Genomic DNA, 21,459 nt, shown 5'->3' with positions numbered 1-21,459 from the left:
GAAAAGAATATGAAACCAAACGAGAAAGAAGAAGGCACCGGCCGCCGCCACGGTGGGCGATATATTTATGAAGAGCTGCGTCGGCAGATCCTGACGCTACAGTTGAAGCACGGCGAACAGCTGGACGAGATCTCGCTGGCTAACACCTTTGGCCTGTCCCGTTCCCCGGTGCGCGATGCGATGGCGCGCCTGGTCAGTGAAGGGCTGGTAACGATTCTGCCCAACCGCACCGCCATCGTCACGCCGTTTGAAATTGAAGAATTTCCGAACTACATCACCGCGCTGGATCTGATCCAGCGGGCGGTGACGCGGCTGGCGGCGAAGCACCGCAGCGAAGCCGATTTGCTCAAAATCGAAGCGGCCAACGCGGAGTATATGGAAAAGGTCTACCAGGGGGATTTCAGCGCCATGACGGAGAAAAACAAGGCATTCCACCTGGCCATCGCCGCCGCCGGCCGCAATAACTACCTGGCGACCTACTACGATAAGCTGCTTTCCGAAGGCCAGCGCATCCAACATCTGCAGTTTGATTTTATGACCAGCCAGGATGCGCCGCAGAAGCTGGGCCGCGATCATGATGAACTGATCGCGGTGATCCGCGCCGGAGACGCCGACGCGGCCGACAAAGCGGCCCATGAGCACACCATGCTATTCCAGAATCGTTTCCTGACCTTTATGCAGCGCAATCTGCTGAAGGATATGGACATTAACGCCTGATTTCCCGGTTATAAACCCGCCGCCGTGCGTCAAAAGCACTGCGGGCGGGGAGCGTTTGGTTTTTTTTCCGGCAGCGGGCAGCGCACAACAGCGACACGAGGAGTGAAAAATGCAGCGTTTTATCAATAAGAACGTCATCGTTACCGGCGGCGCAGGCGGCATCGGCGAGGCTATCTGCCGTCGTTTTGCCGCAGAAGGGGCGCAGGTGTGGATCGTCGACAGCAATGCGGATCTCGCCGCCGCGCTGGCGGAAAGTATTCGTGAACAGGGCGGAAGAGCGCAGTGGCGGGCCGTGAATCTGGCGAGTGCTGCGGAAATTACGGCGTTTGTTGCAGAGGTCAAGGCGCTGGAGGCCCGCATTGATGTGCTGATTAACAACGCCGGTATCAACCGCCGTGGTCCGCTGCTGGAACTGAGCGAAGAGGACTGGCACAGCACCTTTACGGTGAATCTGGATGCGCTGTTCCATATGTGTCGCGCGGTGCTGCCGCAGATGATCGCCCAGGGCGGTGGGGCGATTGTCAACACCGCCTCGCAGTGGGGGCTGCATCCGGCCCCGGGTCATATTGCCTATAACACCTCTAAAGCCGCCGTGGCCGCCTTTACCCTCAATCTGGCGCGTGACTACGCCGCCGATAAGGTGCGGGTCAACGCGGTGTGCCCCGGTGAGGTGCGCACGCCGATGCTGGAAAGCAACCTGGCGCGCAGCGGCCGCACGCTGGACGATTTAAACGCGCTGGTGCCGTTCGGACGCATCGGTGAACCGGAAGAAATTGCCGCTACGATGGCGTTTCTGGCCTCTGATGAAGCGCCGTATCTCTGCGGCGCACTGATTGAAATCACCGGCGCACAGGCCGTAGCGTAACCCTCTGGAGGAATAATGACTTCACTTACCGGCAAAACGATACTGGTCACCGGCGCAACCAAAGGCATTGGCCGAGAAATTGTTAAATCCCTGCACGCTGAGGGTGCCTCGGTTATCGGCCACTACGGCCACGATGAACGCAGTGCGGTGTCGCTGCTTGCGGAGTATCCCCGACGACTGCAACTCGTTCAGCAGGATTTGTCACAGCCGCAGGCTGCGGCGGCGCTGTGGCAGAAGGCGCTCCGCTGCGCCGACAGAATAGACGTGCTGGTGAACAACGCCGGGATTTATGTTGCCTCCCCACTGGGTGATGACGAAGCCTGGCAGGCAGGCTGGCAGGTCAATTTACAGGTGAATCTGCAGGCACCCGCCGACCTGTGCCGCCTGGCGATCGGGCACTTTACCCCACTGGGCGGCGGGATCCTGATCAACATGGCCAGCCGATCCTCGCATCGCGGCGACGGCCCGGAACACCTGGCCTACGGCGCGGCAAAAGGCGGGCTGCTGGCGCTGACCAAGGGGATCGCGCGCGGCTACGGCCACCAGAACGTGCTGGCCTACGCGCTGGCTCCGGGCTGGGTACGCACGGCGATGGCGGAAGAGCATATTGCCAGCGTCGGCGAAGCTGCTGTCACCGCAAACCTTCCCCTGCGCGAAGTGACGCCGCCCTCCGACGTGGCGGCGATGATCGCCTTTCTCGCCAGCGGCCGCTGCCGCCATGCCACCGGATCGACCATCGATATCACCGGTGCGGATTACGTCCGCTAAACATCCTCGCTGAATTTTTCACCTCTGTTTCGCCATCCTGCATTCCGCCAGTGGAGTGCAGGTGTGATCTGCATCACAAAATATACCCCGATGCGGTGAATTTAAATTTATGTAAAGCAGCTTGATTGACTTTGTTAACCACGAGGTTCTATCCTTTGCGCCTCATTGTGTGCAAATTTGTACACAATGAAACTTTCAGCCTGACAATCCGTCATTCCCTGAGCGGATGAAACGATTATCGCTTTTAACACAGTGTGTTAAGAGACGGGCTGCTATTGCCTGAATCAACGTGAGTTAACTGACTATTCATTTTTTGGAACTAAATTTATGGATGCAAACAACCCGGGGAAACTCGGCAAACTGTGGCTGAAGCTGGTGGCGGTGGTGACCACGCTGGCCGGTATTTACTTTCTGGCGGGCGGCGCCTGGCTGGCTGGCATCGGGGGAAGCGGGTACTTCCTGATCGCTGGTATTCTGCTGTTGGGCAGCGGGGTGCTGATGTTCCGCCGCCGCCTGGCCGGCGCGGTGCTGTTTGGCATTACCCTGGTATACACGGCGGTCTGGGCGCTGTGGGACGTCGGCCTGCAGTTCTGGCCGCTGTTCTCACGCGTTTTTGCCCCGGCGGCGGGCGCGGTGCTGATCGCGTTTACCGTGCCGTTGCTCACCCGCCGTGTCGGTATCCGGCGCGGGGCATTTGTTTCCGGCTGCGTGCTGCTGGTAGCAGTCATTGCCGCCTTTATCAGCTCATTCCAGCCGAAGGGCATCATTCGTAACACCGATGAAGCGGTAGTCAGTAAAGCGATCCCGGAAACGGACCCGCACGCCTCGCAGTCCGACTGGCCCGCGTGGTCCGGTGATAACAAAGGCTCACGCTTCTCCTCGCTGAGCGATATCACCCCGGCCAACGTTAAAGATCTCAAGGTCGCCTGGACGGCGCATACCGGCGAAGCGGTGATCCCGGATAAAGGCGATGCGGAAGACCAGAACACCCCGCTGCAGATTGGCGACAGCCTGTACGTCTGCACCGCCTATACCTCGCTGATTTCCTACGATATCGACAGCGGTAAGGAAAAATGGCGCTACAAGGCCGGGCTGGGGAACTCCACCTATCAGCGCTGCCGCGGCATTGGCTACTTTGATGCCACGACGGCGAAAAACGTCGCCGAGCCGGGGAGTGCCGTTGATGCCTCCGTCAGCCCGCAGCGCCTGTTCTTCCCCACCGGCGATGGCCGCCTGGTGGCCATCGATGCGCACACCGGTAAACCGGCTGCCAACTTTGGTAACAATGGCGTTGTCGATCTGAAAATCGGCATGGGTGAGGTGAAACCGGGTTATTACCAGCAGTCTTCTTCTCCGCTGGTGGCCGGAAACCTGGTGATCGTCGGCGGCCGCGTGGTCGATAACTTTGAAACCAACGAGCCGCCGGGCGTGGTTCGTGCCTATAACGCCGTGACCGGCGAACTGGTGTGGGCGTGGGATCCGGGTAACCCGGACGTGACCCGCGAACCGCTGTCGCCGGAAGGCTATACGCGCGGTACGCCGAACGTCTGGGTCGGCATGTCCTATGATGCCGAGCTGGGGCTGGTGTATCTGCCAACCGGAAACGCCACGCCGGACTTTTACGCCGGCGAACGTACCGAGGCCGATGATCAATACGGCTCTTCAATTGTGGCGGTGAAGGTCTCCACCGGGCGTCCCGCCTGGTCGTTCCAGACCGTGCATCACGACGTTTGGGACTTCGACGTGACCGGCACGCCGGTGCTGTACGACGTGAAAAACGATGACGGTACGGTCACACCGGTGCTGGCGGAAACGTCGAAAACCGGGATGATTTACCTGCTGGACCGCCGCGACGGCAAGCCGGTTGCGCCGATCGAAGAAAAGCCGGTGCCGCAGGGCAACGTGCCGGGCGAACGCTATTCCCCGACGCAGCCTTATTCCACCGGGATGCCGGGCATCGGTAACGAAACGCTGACTGAATCGGATATGTGGGGAGCCACGCCGTTTGACCAGCTGATGTGCCGCATCCGCTTCAAGTCCAGCCGCTACGATGGCATCTTCACCCCGCCGGGGCTGGATACCGCGCTGCAGTATCCCGGTTCGCTGGGTGGCCTGAACTGGGGCGGCGCGTCCGTTGACCCAACGACCGACCTGATGTACGTCAACGATCTGCGCCTGGGGCTGTATCACTACCTGGTGCCGGCGAAGGATATTCCACCGGGGCTGGGCAGCAGTGAAGGGATGGGGATCGTGGTGCAGAAAGGGCTGCCTTACGGCTCCATGCGCCAGCGCCTGATGTCACCGCTCGGCGTGCCGTGCCAGGCTCCGCCGTTCGGCACGCTGTCGGCGATCAATCTGAAAACCCACAAGCTGGTGTGGCAGGTTCCGGTGGGCACCGTGCAGGATACCGGGCCGTTAGGTATTCCGGTTGGCCTGCAAATGCCGCTGGGTATGCCAACGCTCGGCCCGACGCTGACGACGCGTTCCGGCCTGCTGTTCTTTGCCGGTACTCAGGACTTCTACCTGCGGGCATTTAACAGCCACAACGGTGAGGAAATCTGGAAATCGCGCCTGCCGGTGGGCAGCCAGAGCGGCCCGATTACCTACCGTTCGGCGAAAACCGGCAAGCAGTACGTGGTAATTTTTGCCGGTGGTTCGCCGCACTCCAGCGAGCGCGGTGATGACATTATTGCTTACAGCCTGCCTTAACGGCTGACGCGGCGGCAGGCAGCTGCCGCCTGGAAGGGCCACGGGATTGCCGTAGCCCTTTTTACTGCATAAATGACTTGCCGCACGTTAATCCGAACGGCAGGCTGCTAACTCTGCTAAAACTCTGCTAACTCTGCTAACTCTGCTTTCCCGGCTAAGCGATTTTTATGCTAAGGATTTGCGGAGTTTTTTTTTTCGTTCAAAACTCCATCATTCGTCACCTTTTTAACTTGTTTCCAATCTTTAACATCTGCTAAAAAGGGTCTGCCAGGACGGCATTTGATTAATGGCAAATTCAATTCTCCTGCGTTAGAACAATAACGTATTAAAACTATCTTACTGGTATAAAAATGAATAATACTGCGGCCGTTGCGCGGCCAAAAACCTGGATGAGCGTGCTGCTTGTTCTGGGGTTAACGCATTTACTTAACGATCTTATTCAGTCTCTGATACCCGCCGTTTACCCGATACTAAGAGAGAAATATCAGCTCGATTTTGTGCAGATCGGTATTATCACCCTGACTTTCCAGATTGCCGGATCGCTCCTGCAGCCGGTCGTGGGCGCGATTACCGATCGTCGCCCGTATCCTTATTCCACCGTGCTCGGCATGATGTTTACCCTGGCCGGACTGGTGGGGCTGGCGTATGCGCCAAGCTATCATCTGATCCTGCTGTCCGCTGCCAGCATCGGTATTGGTTCCTCGATTTTCCACCCTGAAGCCACACGTATGGCGCGCTACGCGTCCGGCGGCAGGCAGGGGCTGGCGCAGGGGATCTTCCAGGTGGGTGGTCAGGCCGGTGGGGCGATGGGACCGCTGTTTGCGGCGCTGATTATCGTGCAGCGCGGGCAGGAAAGCCTGGCCTGGTTTGCGGTACTGGCGCTGTTCGCCGTGGCGCTGATGATCTGGACCGCCGGACGCCACGATGCGATGAAGCACAGCTTTATCCAGTCGGTCAAAGCCAAGGCGAAAAGCGGGCACAAGTCCAAAACCTATCCCCCGGCGGTGGTGGCAACCGGGCTGATCGTGCTGACCCTGCTGATGTTTTCCAAGAACGCCTATAACGAAAGCTTCCGCTCGTTTTACACCTTCTATCTGATGGACCATTTTGGTGCCTCGATCACCACATCCCAGTTTATGCTGTTCCTGTTCCTCGCCGCGTCGGCGGTGGGTGCGCTGCTGGGCGGGATTCTGGGTGACCGCATCGGCCGCTATAAAATCATCTGGATTTCAATTCTTGGCCCGCTGCCGTTGACGCTGATACTGCCGTATGCGGATTTCCAGTGGACGGTGGTGCTGACGATCCTTATCAACCTGATCATGGCCAGTGCCTTTGCCGCCATTCTGATTTATGCCATGGAGCTGGCGCCGAATCGTATCGGTCTGGTCGGCGGATTATTCTACGGGCTGAACTTTGGCCTGGGCGGGATCGCGGCGGCGGTGCTGGGCGCGCTGGCGGATAAAACCGGCATTGAGAATGTTTACTGGCTGTGTTCATTCCTGCCGCTGGCGGGGCTGCTGGCGTGGTTCCTGCCGAAAATCGACAACGTATAAACCGCGTTCGGTGGGTTCAGCAATAAATCGGGCAGCTTTCGCGACAGGCGGGCTGCCCGTTTTTTTTACCGCCAGTTGGGGTTCGTTATCACGGAGTATTTGCCGCTGCCAAGGAGCAGTAAAATAACCGACAGCATCACGTAGAATATCAGGTCTTCTATTGCCCATGCGCCGGTTTCACTCAGCGCCAGCGTTTTATCAACGCCCACCAGCAGCCATGCCACGATCATTGTACCAATGATTGCCAGCGCCGAAGGGCGACAAAGGATACCGAGAATAATCAGTATTGGAGCCACGACTTCACCGAGGTAAACGCCGTAGCCAACAAAGGCGGGGACGCCATGTTCGGCGAGGGTATTTAAAATAAAGCTGATGCCGCTATGGACCTTGTGCCAGCCGTGGAACAGTAATAATCCCCCTAAGGTGATCCTTAACAGCAGGGCCGCCAGGTCTTTATTACTCAGACGGTGGTTAATATTGGTGAGGATATTTTCAATCATGATTCAGCTCCGGTTTTTATAATTTAAATATTACGGCTAATGCTGTTTTCAATGAGATATCCGTTCTGAAAGCGGTTAATGGCGTCCTCCCCATTAATACCTGGCGACAGAGTTATTGCATAAGGTAAAGGAGAATCGTTTCTGGTAATTAACTTAGTGTAAATCTTTACTCCATTCAACGATATTTTAAATTCTTTTTTAAAAGAATTAAATTGAACAAGGCAATAACAATTGCCTCACATTTACTGTATTTCCACTTCTCTTTGACGCATCCTTTTGTACTCATAAAAGCAATATTGACAGGGCCAGCCCGCGCAAACGATCTTATACTCTTGCCATTCGCTTTTAAGGCCCGTCCAGTAATGCCGCAAAGGATGACCGAATGAATAATGTGCTCTGTAAAATGCTTAACCTCCGCTTTCCGCTGATTCAGGCACCGATGGCCGGGGTCTCCACGCCCGAACTGGCCGCCGCCGTCAGCAATGCGGGCGCACTGGGATCGATCGGCGTAGGAGCATCAACGCCGCAGCAGGCGGAGGCGATGATACGGCAGTCGCTGGCGCTGACCAGCGGCCCGCTTAACGTCAATGTTTTTTGCCACGCCCCGGCGCAGCGCGATGCGCAGCGGGAAAGCGCGTGGATTGCACGGTTTGACGAGCGCTTCAGGCGCTTTGATGCGGCTCCCCCCGCAGAACTGTCGGAGATTTATCAGACCTTCTGCGGCAATGAGGCGATGCTGGAAGTGCTGTTCAATACCAGCCCGGCCGCCGTCAGCTTCCATTTCGGCCTGCCTTCGGCGGACTTTATCCAGCGGCTGAAATCGCAGGGTATCGTCACGCTGGCGACGGCCACCAGCCCGGAAGAAGCGCGAAAAATTGAGGATGCAGGCGTTGATTTTATCGTTGCGCAGGGCATTGAAGCCGGAGGACACCGGGGTATTTTTGACCCACAGGCTGAGGACCGATCCCTCAGCACCTTTACGCTGGTGCAGGCGATACGTCGGGCATCGCGGCTGCCGGTGATTGCCGCGGGCGGCATCATGGACGGGGCGGGGATCGCGGCGATGATGAAGCTGGGCGCGGCAGGCGTACAGCTGGGAACCGCCTTTGTGCTGTGCCCGGAATCTGCGGCGAATGCGGCCTATCGGCAGTTGATGAAGAGCGAGCACGCCGCGAGTACGGTGATGACGGCGGCGATTTCCGGCCGGCCGGCGCGCTGCATCACCAACGATTTTTGCCGTATGGCGCAGGATATTCCCGCACAGGCTATCCCTGACTATCCGCTGACCTATGCGCTCGGCAAAGCGCTGGCGGCGGCAGCCGGCGCAAAAGGCGATGACGGTTACGGTGCCCAGTGGGCGGGACAGGGCGCATCGCTCGCCCGCGAGCTGCCCGCCACAGAACTGGTCAATGTACTGATAGCCGAGTGGCAGGCCGCTGAGGATGTGACGAAAGGCTGATGCCGGGCGTTGAGAGGGTGGTGGTGTTTTGAGAGAAAGGGATTCGAGGAACAGAGGCCCGCTCGGGCCTCTGCGATAAATTACTTTTTCACGGCGGCAAAGGTGGTCAGCAGCACGCCGGAGAAAATCAGCAGCAGGCCGGCGATATACAGCGATGACAGCGTGTTGTGCAGAAATACCACGGCGGCCACGGCCCCGATCAGCGGCACGCCAAGCGTGACGTTAGACATGGTAAACACGCTCACCCGACGGCCATGCTCGGATGAGATCACAAAGCACAGCGACGTCGCCACCGGGCCAATAAACAGCAGCAGCCACAGCAGATTGCTGCTGAATTCAATCGTTGCCGGTGAGCCTTCCACACCCCAGGCGATCAGCGCCAGCGGCACCACGGCGAGCAACATTTGCCAGGGAGCCAGCGACAGCGGTGATGAAGCCCAGCGGTGATGGCGCACGTGCACAATCACCAGCGACCAGGAGATCGCGCCGATAATCAGCAGCGCGGCACCCATCAGCACCTCCGCATTATCCCACTGCATTTCCCACGGCGAACAGATCAGCCCGATGCCCGCCATGCCGGTCAGCAGCGCCACCAGCTGCAGTTTCGAGGGTGCCTGCTTCAGCAGCAGCCACGAAGTGAGGATCCCCCAAAGCGGCGTGGTGTACGCCAGCAATACCGCGTGGCTGGTGTCGGTGTGGCGCATGGCGATCATCCCCAGCCCGGTGAACACCATCATCTGCATGATCCCCACCGAGGCGACGATAGGCAGATCCTGACGCGATGGCAGCCTGAGCTGGCCGCGCAGGGCGACAAAAGCAAACAGGCAGATCCCGGCCGAGCCGAAGCGGATTGCGGCCAGCCACAGCGGGGGCGTGACGTTCAGCGCCAGTTTCGTCGCGGGCCAGCTTAAGCCCCACAGCACCACCATCAGCAGCAGCCATAACAGGGTGGATCGCCCGGCGTAACGGGCTGCGTTTTGTTTCAGGGCTTCGGAAGTGATAACGCTCATCGGGTTTCCTGATAATTCAGCATGATTGCGATAATGCTATGCCGCTTCATCAGGTAAATCCGTGCTATTTTGTTCTCACTTTGCTTCATTAAAGAAAAAATTAACGCAAAAAGCTATCAAGAAAGGAAAACTATGCCGCAACAGAAGCCGCAGCTGGACGAAGTGAGTCTGAAAATTCTCGATATCCTGCAAAAACAGGCCGATATCAGCAATGCTGAACTGGCCGAACGGGTCGGCCTTTCGGTGTCGCCGTGCTGGCGACGGGTGACTGAAATGCGCGAAAAAGGGGTGATCCGGGGGTCGGTGATGCTGGTGGATCCGGAAAGCCTGGGGCTGGAGGTCAACGTTTTCGTCCACGTCACCCTCAGGCATCAGGATAAACAGTCGCTGGAGGAGTTCACCAGCACCGTCAGCAACCGGCCTGAAGTGATGGAATGCTATCTGATGACCGGAGAAGCCGATTATCTGCTGCGCGTGGTGGTGGAAAACCTGAAAAAATATCAGGTGTTTATTCAGGAGTGCCTGACGCAAATCCGCAGCGTGGCGAGCATTCGTTCCAGCTTTGCCCTGAGCCAGGTGAAATACACTACCGCACTGCCGACCGAGCATCTGCTGCGCTAACCGCCTACTTCCCGCTGTAGCCGCTCTGCCGCGACAGCGCCATCGCGGCATTCCGTATTTTCTCTCCCAGGCGGGTAGTCATATCCGAACGGGCCTCGCTGCTGAGGAAGCTGGTGGCAATCCCCGCCACCACTTTACCCGTGTGATCGTAAATTGCCGCGCCGACGCAGGTCATCGCTTCGTGGATCTGCCCGTTATCAATCGAAAATCCCCGTTCCCGAATGCCGGGAAATTCCGCCTGCAGTTCAGCAAGGTTGCTGACGCTGGCTGGGGTCAGCGGGGCGGGAAAGCGATCGGCAAAGATCCGTTCGAGTTCGTCATATTCCAGCTCGCTCAGCAGCACCTTACCGGTGGCGGTGAAGGGGGCGGGCAAACGCTTGCCGATACGGAAGCTGTGCCCCAGCGGCTGATCGGTGTTGCGGCAGCTGACGTACACCACCTCATCACGGTCGAGCACGGTGAGGGTGATGGTATAGCCGTCGAGTTCGCTGTCGCCGGCGAAATAGTCACGAAACAGCGCAACAAAATCCATCTGCGACAGGAAACCGTCCGCCCAGTGCATCAGATGCGGCCCCAAACGATAAGTGCCTTCCGCCGTCCTCACCAGTAATCCCAGTTCGGCCAGGACGTTTATCTGGCCGTGCGCGGTGCTTTTCGGCAGCGCCAGCTGCCGGGTGATATCCGCCGCCGAGAGCGAACCGCTGGCCGCCGCCACCAGATCGAGGATGGTGACCGCGCGCCGCAGGGCGGGCACCGAGTCGACGCTTTTGAGCGGTTGATCGCTTTTTGCACTGGAAATCCCTGACATACTGCACCTCGCATAAAGTTCATAATACAGGCTTTAGTTCAATATATTGAACTAAACGACAAGAGGAAGCTATGATCAAGCTCAAGAATTCAGCACTGCTGCGTGTCCGCTGCCTGATTAATGGAGAATGGATTTCCGCCAGCGATGGCCGTGTGATTGAGGTCGATAATCCGGCCAGCGGGAAAATAATTGCCACGGTGCCCTCGCTGACCGGCAGTGAGGCGGAAAACGCCATCGCCGCCGCGAAAGCCGCGCTTCCTGGCTGGAGTCGCCTGGCGGCGAAGGACAGAGCCGCCATTCTGCGCCGCTGGTTTACGCTGATTGTAGAGAATGCTGACGATCTGGCCGCGCTGATGACCGCAGAGCAGGGTAAACCGCTGGCGGAAGCGAAGGGGGAAGCGCTGTACGCCGCCTCCTTCGTCGAGTGGTTCGCGGAAGAAGCCAAACGCGTGTATGGCGAAACGGTCCCGGCCCCCGGTACTGACAAACGCATTATCGTCATGAAGCAGCCGATCGGCGTCTGTGCCGCGATCACCCCGTGGAACTTCCCGGCGGCGATGATTACCCGCAAGGCCGCACCCGCTCTGGCGGCGGGCTGTACGATGATCGTGAAGCCCGCCGAGCAGACGCCGCTGACCGCGCTGGCGCTGGGCGTGCTGGCGGAGCAGGCCGGTATCCCTGCGGGCGTACTGCAGGTGATCACCGGCGATGCGAAGGCGATCGGCGGGGTACTGACCGCCAGCGAGACGGTAAGAAAGCTCTCTTTCACCGGCTCGACGGAAGTGGGCCGGATCCTGATGGCGCAGTCTGCGCCAACGATCAAAAAGCTGTCGCTGGAGCTGGGCGGCAACGCGCCGTTTATCGTCTTTGACGATGCCGACCTGGATGCGGCCGTTGAGGGCGCGCTGGCATCGAAATATCGCAATGCCGGCCAGACCTGCGTCTGCTCAAACCGCATTTACGTTCAGTCCGCCGTCTATGACGCCTTCGCCGAGAAATTTGTGGCTCGTGTCGCCGCGCTGCAGGTGGGAGAAGGCACCCAGCCGGGCGTAACCATCGGGCCGTTGATTGACGGCAGTGCCGTTGAAAAGGTTGAAGATCATATCGCCGATGCGCTGGCAAAGGGCGCAAAACTGCTGTTCGGCGGGCGGCGGCACGCCCTGGGGGCCACCTTTTTCCAGCCGACGGTGCTGGCCGAAGCCACGCAGCAGATGAAAATCGCCCGCGAGGAAACCTTTGGGCCGGTGGCACCGCTTTTCCGCTTTGAAACGGAAGAGGAAGTTATCGCCATGGCTAATGATACTGAATTTGGCCTGGCGGCCTATTTCTATACTGAGAACGTGCGCCGTACCTGGCGGGTGGCCGAAGCGCTGGAGTACGGGATGGTGGGCCACAACAGCGGGCTGATCTCTAATGAAGTTGCGCCGTTTGGCGGCGTGAAGCAGTCCGGGCTGGGGCGCGAGGGTTCGCACCACGGCATTGATGAATATCTGGAAATTAAATATCTGTGCTCGGTCATCGCCTGAGCATGCCCGTTACCTGAAAGGAGGAATAATGACTATCAATCCCTTTGAGTTCCGCACCGTGCCCTCCATTGAGGTGAAATGGGGAGGTGCTCAGGAACTGGGTACAATCGTTGCGGCCCGGTTTAAGGCGCGCAATGCCCTGCTGGTGACCGATGCCGGGCTGATTAAGGCCGGACTGATCGCGCCGATTGAAGCTTCGCTCAGGAGCGCCGGCTTTACCGTGACGTTGTTTGATCGGGTGGTGGCTGACCCACCAGAGACGGTTGTTCACGCCTGCGCTGACGCGGCGCGCGCGGCGAAGGCCGATATCGTGATCGGCCTGGGCGGCGGCTCATCGCTGGATATCGCCAAGCTGGCGGCGGTTCTGGTGGAGAGCGAGCAGCCGCTGGCGGAGATGTATGGCATCGGTAAGGTGAGCGGATCCCGCCTGCCGCTGGTGCTGATCCCCACCACCGCGGGAACCGGTTCGGAAGTGACCAATATTTCGATCATCACTACCGGTGAAACCACCAAAATGGGCGTGGTATCGCCGCAGCTGTACGCCGATTTCGTGCTTCTGGACGCCGAACTGACCGTCGGGCTGCCGCAGATCCACACCGCCGCAACGGGCATTGATGCGATGGTGCATGCGATCGAAGCCTATACCAGCAAACATAAAAAGAATCCGCTGTCCGATGCGCTGGCGCGTGAAGCGCTGCGACTGCTCGGTGCGAATCTGATTGCCGCCTGCCGCGACGGTAAAAATCGTGCGGCGCGCGAGGGGATGCTGCTTGGCGCAACGCTGGCCGGGCAGGCGTTTGCCAACTCGCCGGTGGCCGCCGTACATGCGCTGGCCTATCCGCTCGGCGGCCACTATCACATTGCGCACGGCCTTTCGAACGCGCTGATGCTCGGCCCGGTGCTGCGCTACAACGCCAGCACCGCCGCACCGCTGTATGCCGAGCTGGCAGACGTGCTGGGCGTTGAGGGCAGCGGCAATGCGCACCAGCGCTCGGCCGCTTTCGTGGAGCATATGCTGAACCTGATGGAAGAGAGCGGAGCGCCGCGCCGTCTGCGTGATGTGGGCGTCACGGAAGAGAGCCTTCTGCGCCTGGCGGCGGATGCCATGCTGCAAACGCGCCTGTTGATGAACAATCCGGTCGACGTGCAGGAGCAGGACGCACTGCATCTGTATCAACAAGCATTCTGACAACCTGACTCAAACCTGTGACTGTACCCACTATAAAAAGAGGCAAGCCCAGTATGAACGATATCAGACTCTATATGCTTCAGTCCGGCACCCTGAAGTGCAAGGTGCACAATATTAAAATGAACCAGGGCAGCGGTGCGGATTATGAAATCCCGGTGCCGTTTTTTCTGATCACGCACCCCGACGGTCACACGATTATTGATGGCGGCAACGCCATTGAAGTTGCGACCGACCCTCGCGGCCACTGGGGCGGCATCTGTGACGTGTACTGGCCGGTTCTCGCGGAGGATCAGGGCTGTATCGATCAGATTAAAGCGCTGGGCATCGACCCGGCGGATGTGAAATATGTGGTGCAGTCGCATCTGCATCTCGACCATACCGGCGCAATTGGCCGTTTTCCGAATGCGAAACATATTGTGCAGCGCGTGGAATATGAATATGCCTTTACACCGGACTGGTTTGCCGCCGGCGGCTATATTCGTAAAGATTTCGATAAGCCAGGACTGAACTGGCAGTTCCTGAACGGCACCGAGGATGATTTTTACGATGTATACGGCGATGGTACCCTAACCACCATCTTCTCTCCCGGACATGCGCCCGGCCACCAGTCGTTCCTGGTGCGGTTGCCCAACAGTAAACCGCTGCTGCTGACCATCGACGCGGCCTATACGGTGGATCACTGGGAGGAGAAGGCGCTGCCGGGCTTCCTGGCCTCGGCGGTAGATTCCGTGCGTTCGGTGCAGAAGCTGCGTAACGTTGCCGAGCGTAACGATGCCATTGTGGTCACCGGGCACGATCCGGATGCCTGGGCGGGCTTTAAGAAAGCGCCAGAGTATTATTCCTGATCGGCGTTGAGAAATTCGATAAGGACGGGGCTATCAGCGTTTACTGATAGCCCCGTATTGATGGTGCTCTAAGCCATGCCCTGAAGCATCAGCCTGAAAACGGGGGATTGCTCCCCCGTCCAGGTCGCTACTTACCGGATTCGTAAGCCATGAAGGCAGCCACCTCCTGCTCCCCACTCTTCCAGCGTAATTCGCAAAGCGTTTCACGGGTAAAGTAGGTAAATATCAAAACGGTAATACAGAGTATTAACACGATAATGATTAGGGATGGTATTTTCATAGCCCTTGCTCCTTGCATTGCTGCGGGTAAGAGGCTACTCTGATGTTCTCTGGACATAGAGGATGCCTCGTTGGTGATTAACATTACCTTCGGGGCTTTCTTCTTTTTATCCTTCAACAACCTGTTACTGCCAGTTACCTGAGATAAAAAGCCTCAAGCACCGCCTGGGATTATACTGTGGCTCGGGATTTATTAAATAAGCTTTGGCCTTCAGCACATCTTTTTGCATGCCATATCGCAATTCACATGAAATTAACTCTGAAGTGTTATTATTATCAGTAACTGACCCGCGTTATTATCCCCAATTCAATGACTGGCGATAGCCAGACCATCATGCCACGTTATCTTTATCCTTGCCGGTACAATGATAATTTTCTGCCTGCATGAGGCAGGGAAACAGCAGAATATTTGCACCGTGTTGTAGAAGGACGGGGCTATCAGCGTTCACTGATAGCCCCGTATTGATGGTGCTGTAAGCCATGCCCTGACTCATCAGCCTGAAAACGGGGGATTGCTCCCCCGTCCAGGTCGCTACTTACCGGATTCGTAAGCCATGAATGCAGCCACCTCCTGCTCCCCACTCTTCCAGCGTAATTCGTAAAGCGTCTCACGGGTAAAGTAGGTAAATATCAAAACCGTAATACAGAGTATTAACACGATAATGATTAGGGATGGTATTTTCATAGCCCTTGCTCCTTGCATTGCTGCGGGTAAGAGGCTACTCTGATGTTTCTTGGGCATAAGAGTGGGCCTCGTTGGTGATTAACATGACCTTCGGGGCTTTCTTCTTTTTATCCCTCAACAACCTGTTACCGCCAGTTACCTGAGATAAAAAGCCTCAAGCACCGGAAAAGATTATACTTTCCTACGGCTAATTTTGAATGGATTTATATTTCCCATCTGTTTATTTATGGCCAGAATCACAAACTTTATGAAATTTAAAGGCCGTATTCATTTGCGCTGTGGATAATTTTTCGTGTGGAAGTAAATAGAGTTACGCATCCTTTTTAAATGCACCAGTAATTAATGCTGCCAGACATCTCTGTTGTTATTAATTTAATTGATTCGGCGTAGTTATTATTAGCCGTAACCGACCCGCGTTATTATCCCCGATACGATGACCGGGGATAGCCAAACCATCACGCTGATTTAACACCTTCAGCCACCAGCTCAATCTGCGAGCCCCACGGTGTGAGGAAATAAAACCACTGCGTACCATCAGCGTTGGTCACCGGTTCATTCAGGATTTTCAAACCGGATTGCTTCAGCGCCCGATAGCTGGCCTGAATATCATGCGTGCGCAGGGCGATGTGCGTTGCCGCAGCGTCATCCTCATGCGGCTGGGTTCGATCGATCTCTGGGCCACTGTACTGGAACAGTTCGATCCCGCTACCGTCCGGCAGCCTGACCATCACAAAGCGTTTTAACTCGCTCGATGAACGCCAGTTGAACGCCGTTTTCCATTCCTGGGGTATGGCGCCCGGCGCAGAGTCAGATTCCACCTTCGCACCAAAGGTTTTCACAAAGAAGCTAACGGCGGCTTCAACATCCGGAACGTTGATCCCGCCGTGATCGAGGCCGCTGATTTTGACCACCGGTTCAGGCTGGACTTCAAGCGCCGCAGCGGAGAACGACACCGCGCCAAGAAGCAGGCCGGAAGCGAAAAGGGTTGAATTAATGCTGATATTTTTCATCGGAACGCTCCATCTAATGAGTTTTATCGCCCCACAGGGCAGGATGTCAGGCGACGGTTTGTCGCGATGGAAGAAGCATATCGACGAGTCAGGATTTTCAAAATAGAATGGTTTGAAATCCATCATTGCAGAATTGAAATGAGTAAACTTCCTGATTTTGAAGGCCTGGCTATGTTTGCCAAAGTGGCGGAAGAGGGCTCTTTTGCCGCAGCGGCAAGAGTGATGGGGGTCTCGGTGCCGACAGTTTCCCGTGCCGTGGCGCGTCTTGAGGAACGTCTGGGCGGCAGGTTATTCAACCGGACATCCCGCCAGTTAGCGCTGACCGAGTTTGGCCAGAGCATGGCGGCGAAGGCGGCAGAGATCTACCGGCAGGCGGAAGAGGTTGAGAGTGAAGCGCACGAGCTTTCCGTTCAGCCACGTGGACAGGTACGGCTGGCGATCCCGATGTCATTCGGGCTGCGCTGGGTCGCTCCGCTGATGCCTGAGCTGATCCGCCAGTTTCCTGAGCTGAGCGTGGATCTGCATTTATCGGATGCTTCGGTAGATTTAATCGCCGAGGGGTTTGACGCAGCGCTGCGTATTGCCGCACTGCCTGACTCTTCGCTGGTGGCCCGGCGGATCTGCCCGGTTACCCAGTACCTCGTGGCCTCGCCCTCTTATCTTGCGCTGCATGGGCAACCCGTTCACCCCCGGGAGTTAACCGGAAGGCCGTGCTTCAGCTACGCCTATCGCGCCCGCAGCCAGGTCTGGCGCTTCACCCATACTTCCGGCGAACAGGAGGATATCGTGCCCAACGGGCCGCTGCGGGTGACAAACTCCGACGCGCTGGTGCCTTCTCTGCTGGCGGGACTGGGAATTGCAGAGCTGCCGGAGTTTATTGCGGCGGAATATCTGCGCGATGGCCGACTGGTCCGCCTGCTTGATGAATGGTCGATGACTCAGGGCGGCCTGTACTTTGTGACGCCAACGGCGCGCAGCCGTCCGCTTAAAGTGCGCGTACTGTCCGATTTCCTTGCCCGCCATCTTGCGGAACCCGAGTGGCGCTGGCCGCAGTAAGCCCGCATCGATCGGTACAGGTTCAGCGGTACTTTCATTTTTGAAAGGATGACTTTCATTCATTGCTGTTTTCAGCGTCAATGAAGTTCCTTAAGGTTAATCCACGCCGCCGGAAACGGGGCAGACACTTAACACTTTAGGAGCAAAAAGATGAAAAACGCCATTCAACTACTGCAAAACTACCTGGACGTTATACAGGATCCGCACGCCGCTGCGGCGTTGTTCGCCGAAGATGGCGTGCTGGAATTACCTTACTTACAGACGCTTGGCCTGCCGCACCGCGTGCAGGGCCGTGAACAGATCCAGGCTTTTATCGCCGGATTATTGAAAAAAGTACCGGATTTCCGCTTCCGCAATATTCAGTTCCTTATCGACACCCCGACCCAGGCGTTTGCCGAATACAGCGTAGAGGCCAGTGTCCCCGCCACCGGGCAAATCTATAAACAAACCTATGCCGGACGTCTGGTGGCTGAAAAGGGACAAATTGCCCTGCTGAGAGAATCAATGGATACGCTGGCCGCACAGCGCGCCTTTACCGATGGCCATATTTCCACCGCCGGGGATCATGATAAAACGCAGCCAACGGAGATCGTTGTCAGCGCTTATTATCGCGTTCATCCGGAAGACCGGCAGACCTTTATCAATGCGGTAAAACCGGAAATGCAGGCCGCTCAGCGTCTTCCCGGTTGTGTGTTCTATGCCTTCTCGCAGGATTTAGTGAACCCCGATGCTTTCCATCTCTCTGAAGGGTGGGCAGATAGCGAAGCCTATGAGCGTCACGAACATTCCGCGACCTTTTTGCAGGCGCTGTCCACCGTGGTCAAAGAGGTGCGGATCCTGCACCGGGAAGGGGTTCGTTACGACGTGGCGAAGCAGCATATCGACGATCCGCGTGGAAAGGTGACTGCCTGATTGCGAGTCAACGCTGGGCCAAACTGAAAAACAATGATTGTGTCATCGGGGAAGTCTGACCCGCCGGATTGGCCCTGACGGCCCATCTGGCCGGTCGGGGCCAGATCCGTCTGGCCAGATTCATGACTGCTGATGAATATATGCTGCTGATAACTCTGTAACGGCGGGGCAACCTATCTGTGCCAGGGTGCAGTCGATCTCTTTTTTCAACAACGAGATGACCTCATCCACCCCCTGCTGGCCCCCGGCCGCCAGGCCGTAAAGCGTAGCCCTGCCCAGCAGAACCATATCCGCGCCGAGGCAGAGCGCCTTAACGATATCCGATCCCCGGCGGAATCCACTGTCAATCAGCACCGGTCGGTCGATGCGGCCGGCGACGTCGGCCAGTGTTTCAATCGGTGCCAGGTTACCATCTAACTGACGGCCTCCGTGGTTGGATAACACCACACCATCGGCACCGCAGGCCACGCACAGCTCTGCATCCTCCGGCCGGATGATACCCTTAACCAGCAGCCTGTGAGGCCACATTTCGCGAATGCGCCTGAGGCTGTGCGGGTTAAAGCTGGCATCCATCTGGCGGCTCATCACCGCCGCCTGTGCTTCAAGACTGCTGCTTTCTGCACTGGCAAAATTGGCCAGCTGCGGCATGCCGTTTTGCAGGAATCGCAGCGTCCAGGAGGGGTGAAGACAGCCAGACATCATCAGCGAAGGGGTGAACTTCAGCGGGAGACTGAATCTGTTCCGTCTGTCGCGCTCGCGGTTGCCGTTAACCCCAACATCCACCGTCACGATCAGGGTGGTGTAGCCTGCATTCAGCGCACGCATGACCAGCTGTTCCGCCAGATCCTGCTGGACGACATACAGCTGGAACCATTTTTCCCCGTCGACACAGCGGGCGACCTCTTCGATCGATGCATTTGATGCGGTGGACAGAATAAACGGGATACTGGCACTGGCTGCGGCTCTGGCCAGCTTGATGTCACCCTCTGGCCACAGTGCGCTGTTAAATCCAGTCGGTGCGATAGCAAACGGCGCGCTCCATCGCCTGCCGAACAGGGATGTCGAGAGCGTACGCTGGCTGACATCCACCAGCCGGTGGGGCGTAAAGCGCCACCGGTCAAAGACGTCGCGGTTATGCGCCAGACCTTTTTCATCCTCGGCGCCGCCCTCCAGGTAATCAAAGATGATGCGCGGCAGCGTTTTGGCTGCCAGTCGCCGGTAGTCTTCAACGTTGACCCGCTTGCCCATGCCCATCATGGCTTCTCTCCCTGTTCCGCCCAGCAGGTTTCGACCTCAATCAACGCCGGTTTACCCGATGTACGCGCCTGACCAATGGCATCGCTGAGCTGCTCTGGCGTGCTGACTTTGCAGGCATGGACGCCGTAGCCCTCCGCCAGCTGTGAAAAGTTGATGCCCGGCAGGTTCAGCCCGGGGATATCGGTGGCATCCAGCACCTCCGCGAACCATCTTAATGCGCCGTAGGTGCCATTTTTCATCACGATAAAGATGACCGGGATCGCATAGTGCGCGGCGGTCCACAGCGCCTGAATACTGTAATTTGCTGAGCCGTCACCCACGACGACGAACACCTGCCGTTCCGGGCTCGCCAGCTGAATGCCCACGCCTGCCGGCATGGCAAATCCCAGTCCGCCGGCAGCGGCCAGGTAGTAGCTCCCCGGAGTGGCCATATTGATACGCTGCCAGAGCGCCGGAATCGTCGAGGTGGATTCATTGACGAAGATGGAGTTTGCCGGGGCCACGCGATTCAGGGTGTCGAAGACGGCTTCTGCTTTGAGCGGATGGGTGATAGAGGCAGGCAATGGGGCGGGCAGGGCCTCGGGCATGGCTTTGGCCCGGTCGGCAACGTGATCTGCCAGCTGGCTCAGTATGGGGTTAATATCGCCAATCCAGGCATCCCCGACCGGTGCGCGGGCGGCTTCCTGCTGGTCGCAGGAGAGAAGGATCAGCTCAGATCCTTTGGGGAGAACCGGCCCGGCTTCAAACTGATGATAGCGAAATACCGGCGCGCCAATGACCAGGATCAGATCGTGACCGGTAAGCAACTGGCTGATGGAAGCAATTCCGGCGGGCAGCATGCCCCTGAAGCAGGCATGGCGCGTCGGAAACGCACAGCGTGGAGAGGAAGGGGCGGCCCATACCGGGCACTTGAGTTTCTCCGCCAGCGTAACGGCGGCCTGACTGGCCCGCGCGGCATCAACATCGGCACCCAGCACCAGCACCGGATTTGTTGCCGTATTAATGCGTTGAACCAGTGTAGCCAGTTCATCACTGCCCAAAGCGCGGGCGTTTTTGACCCACCGGTTGAGCAGGCTGGCGGACGATTCATCCGCCCGCTTATCCCAGTCGTCATAAGGAATGGAAAGATACACCGGTCCGGGCGCATCGGAGGTCGCCGTGTGGAGGGCGCGACTGAACGCATGGGGCACCGCCTGAGCGGAAGCCGGTTCATGGCTCCATTTCACCAGCGGTCTGGGCAGCATTGGGGCATCAATATTGGTCAGCAGCGGTTCCAGCGCGACCATCGCACGGGTTTGTTGCCCGGCGGTAATAATCAGCGGTGAATGCCCGTTCCAGGCGTTGGCCAGCGCACCCATCGCGTTCCCGGTTCCCGCCGCAGAATGAAGGCTGACCAGCGCGGGTTTGCCAGAGGCCTGGGCATAGCCATCCGCCATGCCCACGGCAACGCCTTCGTGCAACGCCAGCACGTAGTCAAAATCTTTGGGGAAATTCTTGAGGAAGGGGAGTTCGTTGGAACCCGGGTTGCCAAATACTTTATTGATCCCGTTGCGGCGCAGTAATTCGTAAGTCACGTTGCGTACAGTTTTCATCGTAGCATCTCCCTTAACGATGGTGATCCGTCATGATCCTCAACGCCAGGCGGCGGCCTGCGTTGAGCTGGAGATCAGCGTATACCAGGGAGATATAG

General features: G+C 57.6%; 21 protein-coding genes. 12 read left to right on the top strand and 9 right to left on the bottom strand.

Annotated features, from left to right (window positions below; translation table 11 throughout):
- Window positions 1–9 precede the first annotated feature (9 nt).
- From PGH32_RS22920 to PGH32_RS22900, 5 genes are all read left to right on the top strand, one after another.
- Window positions 10–717: a GntR family transcriptional regulator gene (locus tag PGH32_RS22920; protein WP_337895283.1), complete on the top strand. Its 708-nt coding sequence runs from the start codon at window positions 10–12 to the stop codon at window positions 715–717.
- A 109-nt stretch (window positions 718–826) separates the two neighbouring features.
- A complete protein-coding gene (locus PGH32_RS22915) occupies window positions 827–1,582 on the top strand; it encodes an SDR family NAD(P)-dependent oxidoreductase (protein ID WP_337895282.1) in 756 nt (251 codons plus the stop codon).
- A gap of 15 nt (window positions 1,583–1,597) precedes the next feature.
- Window positions 1,598–2,350, top strand: a complete 753-nt coding sequence (locus PGH32_RS22910) for an SDR family NAD(P)-dependent oxidoreductase (protein ID WP_337895281.1) — start codon at window positions 1,598–1,600, stop codon at window positions 2,348–2,350.
- A gap of 327 nt (window positions 2,351–2,677) precedes the next feature.
- Window positions 2,678–5,059, top strand: coding sequence for a membrane-bound PQQ-dependent dehydrogenase, glucose/quinate/shikimate family (locus PGH32_RS22905; protein ID WP_337895280.1), 2,382 nt, complete (start codon window positions 2,678–2,680; stop codon window positions 5,057–5,059).
- Between the two features lie 350 nt (window positions 5,060–5,409).
- Window positions 5,410–6,612, top strand: coding sequence for an MFS transporter (locus PGH32_RS22900; protein ID WP_337895279.1), 1,203 nt, complete (start codon window positions 5,410–5,412; stop codon window positions 6,610–6,612).
- A 65-nt stretch (window positions 6,613–6,677) separates the two neighbouring features.
- On the opposite strand, the gene PGH32_RS22895 is transcribed toward PGH32_RS22900, so the two are convergent.
- Entirely contained in the window at window positions 6,678–7,112 is a 435-nt protein-coding gene (locus PGH32_RS22895; RefSeq protein WP_337895278.1) for a DoxX family protein, read from the bottom strand.
- Window positions 7,113–7,494: 382 nt separating this feature from the next.
- Between PGH32_RS22895 and PGH32_RS22890 the strand changes: the two genes are divergently transcribed.
- The gene (locus PGH32_RS22890) at window positions 7,495–8,571 is read left to right on the top strand and encodes an NAD(P)H-dependent flavin oxidoreductase (RefSeq protein WP_337895277.1); all 1,077 of its coding nucleotides are present in this window, start codon (window positions 7,495–7,497) and stop codon (window positions 8,569–8,571) included.
- An 80-nt stretch (window positions 8,572–8,651) separates the two neighbouring features.
- Here the strand turns inward: PGH32_RS22890 and PGH32_RS22885 are convergent, their stop codons facing one another.
- Window positions 8,652–9,581 (bottom strand): DMT family transporter, encoded by a 930-nt coding sequence (locus PGH32_RS22885; protein WP_337895276.1) that lies wholly within the window; start codon window positions 9,579–9,581, stop codon window positions 8,652–8,654.
- A gap of 132 nt (window positions 9,582–9,713) precedes the next feature.
- On the opposite strand from PGH32_RS22885, the gene PGH32_RS22880 reads away from it, so the two are divergent.
- Window positions 9,714–10,202, top strand: a complete 489-nt coding sequence (locus tag PGH32_RS22880) for an Lrp/AsnC family transcriptional regulator (RefSeq protein ID WP_314419252.1) — start codon at window positions 9,714–9,716, stop codon at window positions 10,200–10,202.
- Between the two features lie 4 nt (window positions 10,203–10,206).
- Here the strand turns inward: PGH32_RS22880 and PGH32_RS22875 are convergent, their stop codons facing one another.
- Window positions 10,207–11,010: an IclR family transcriptional regulator gene (locus PGH32_RS22875; protein ID WP_337895275.1), complete on the bottom strand. Its 804-nt coding sequence runs from the start codon at window positions 11,008–11,010 to the stop codon at window positions 10,207–10,209.
- A 71-nt stretch (window positions 11,011–11,081) separates the two neighbouring features.
- Between PGH32_RS22875 and PGH32_RS22870 the strand changes: the two genes are divergently transcribed.
- The 3 genes from PGH32_RS22870 to attM are packed head-to-tail and all read left to right on the top strand — an operon-like array spanning window position 11,082 to window position 14,570.
- Window positions 11,082–12,536, top strand: coding sequence for an NAD-dependent succinate-semialdehyde dehydrogenase (locus PGH32_RS22870; RefSeq protein WP_337895274.1), 1,455 nt, complete (start codon window positions 11,082–11,084; stop codon window positions 12,534–12,536).
- Window positions 12,537–12,564: 28 nt separating this feature from the next.
- Entirely contained in the window at window positions 12,565–13,725 is a 1,161-nt protein-coding gene (locus PGH32_RS22865) for an iron-containing alcohol dehydrogenase (protein WP_337895273.1), read from the top strand.
- A 53-nt stretch (window positions 13,726–13,778) separates the two neighbouring features.
- Complete coding sequence (attM, locus tag PGH32_RS22860; protein WP_337895272.1) at window positions 13,779–14,570, top strand: AttM family quorum-quenching N-acyl homoserine lactonase; 792 nt, start codon at window positions 13,779–13,781, stop codon at window positions 14,568–14,570.
- Between the two features lie 127 nt (window positions 14,571–14,697).
- On the opposite strand, the gene PGH32_RS22855 is transcribed toward attM, so the two are convergent.
- The 4 genes from PGH32_RS22855 to PGH32_RS22840 all read right to left on the bottom strand — a co-directional run bounded on the left by PGH32_RS22855 (window position 14,698) and on the right by PGH32_RS22840 (window position 16,544).
- Entirely contained in the window at window positions 14,698–14,850 is a 153-nt protein-coding gene (locus PGH32_RS22855) for a type I toxin-antitoxin system Hok family toxin (protein WP_314419242.1), read from the bottom strand.
- Between the two features lie 331 nt (window positions 14,851–15,181).
- The gene (locus tag PGH32_RS22850; protein WP_337895271.1) at window positions 15,182–15,331 is read right to left on the bottom strand and encodes a hypothetical protein; all 150 of its coding nucleotides are present in this window, start codon (window positions 15,329–15,331) and stop codon (window positions 15,182–15,184) included.
- Between the two features lie 50 nt (window positions 15,332–15,381).
- Window positions 15,382–15,534 carry a type I toxin-antitoxin system Hok family toxin gene (locus PGH32_RS22845; protein WP_337895270.1) on the bottom strand — a complete coding sequence of 51 codons (153 nt, stop codon included), beginning with the start codon at window positions 15,532–15,534 and terminating at the stop codon, window positions 15,382–15,384.
- Window positions 15,535–15,989: 455 nt separating this feature from the next.
- Window positions 15,990–16,544: a VOC family protein gene (locus PGH32_RS22840; RefSeq protein ID WP_337895269.1), complete on the bottom strand. Its 555-nt coding sequence runs from the start codon at window positions 16,542–16,544 to the stop codon at window positions 15,990–15,992.
- Window positions 16,545–16,682: 138 nt separating this feature from the next.
- On the opposite strand from PGH32_RS22840, the gene PGH32_RS22835 reads away from it, so the two are divergent.
- Window positions 16,683–17,600: a LysR family transcriptional regulator gene (locus PGH32_RS22835; protein WP_314419239.1), complete on the top strand. Its 918-nt coding sequence runs from the start codon at window positions 16,683–16,685 to the stop codon at window positions 17,598–17,600.
- Between the two features lie 150 nt (window positions 17,601–17,750).
- Complete coding sequence (locus tag PGH32_RS22830; protein WP_337895268.1) at window positions 17,751–18,512, top strand: antibiotic biosynthesis monooxygenase; 762 nt, start codon at window positions 17,751–17,753, stop codon at window positions 18,510–18,512.
- Window positions 18,513–18,632: 120 nt separating this feature from the next.
- Here the strand turns inward: PGH32_RS22830 and PGH32_RS22825 are convergent, their stop codons facing one another.
- Both PGH32_RS22825 and mdlC read right to left on the bottom strand, forming a co-directional pair.
- Entirely contained in the window at window positions 18,633–19,769 is a 1,137-nt protein-coding gene (locus PGH32_RS22825) for an alpha-hydroxy-acid oxidizing protein (RefSeq protein WP_337895267.1), read from the bottom strand.
- On the bottom strand, window positions 19,766–21,361 hold the full coding sequence (mdlC, locus tag PGH32_RS22820) for a benzoylformate decarboxylase (protein WP_337895266.1): 1,596 nt from the start codon (window positions 21,359–21,361) through the stop codon (window positions 19,766–19,768). The genes PGH32_RS22825 and mdlC overlap by 4 nt, the downstream gene beginning before the upstream one ends.
- Window positions 21,362–21,459 lie beyond the last annotated feature (98 nt).

The sequence above is a fragment of the Erwinia sp. SLM-02 genome (assembly GCF_037450285.1).
Lineage (GTDB): Bacteria > Pseudomonadota > Gammaproteobacteria > Enterobacterales > Enterobacteriaceae > Erwinia.
This window is presented reverse-complemented; position numbering and strand designations above follow the sequence as displayed.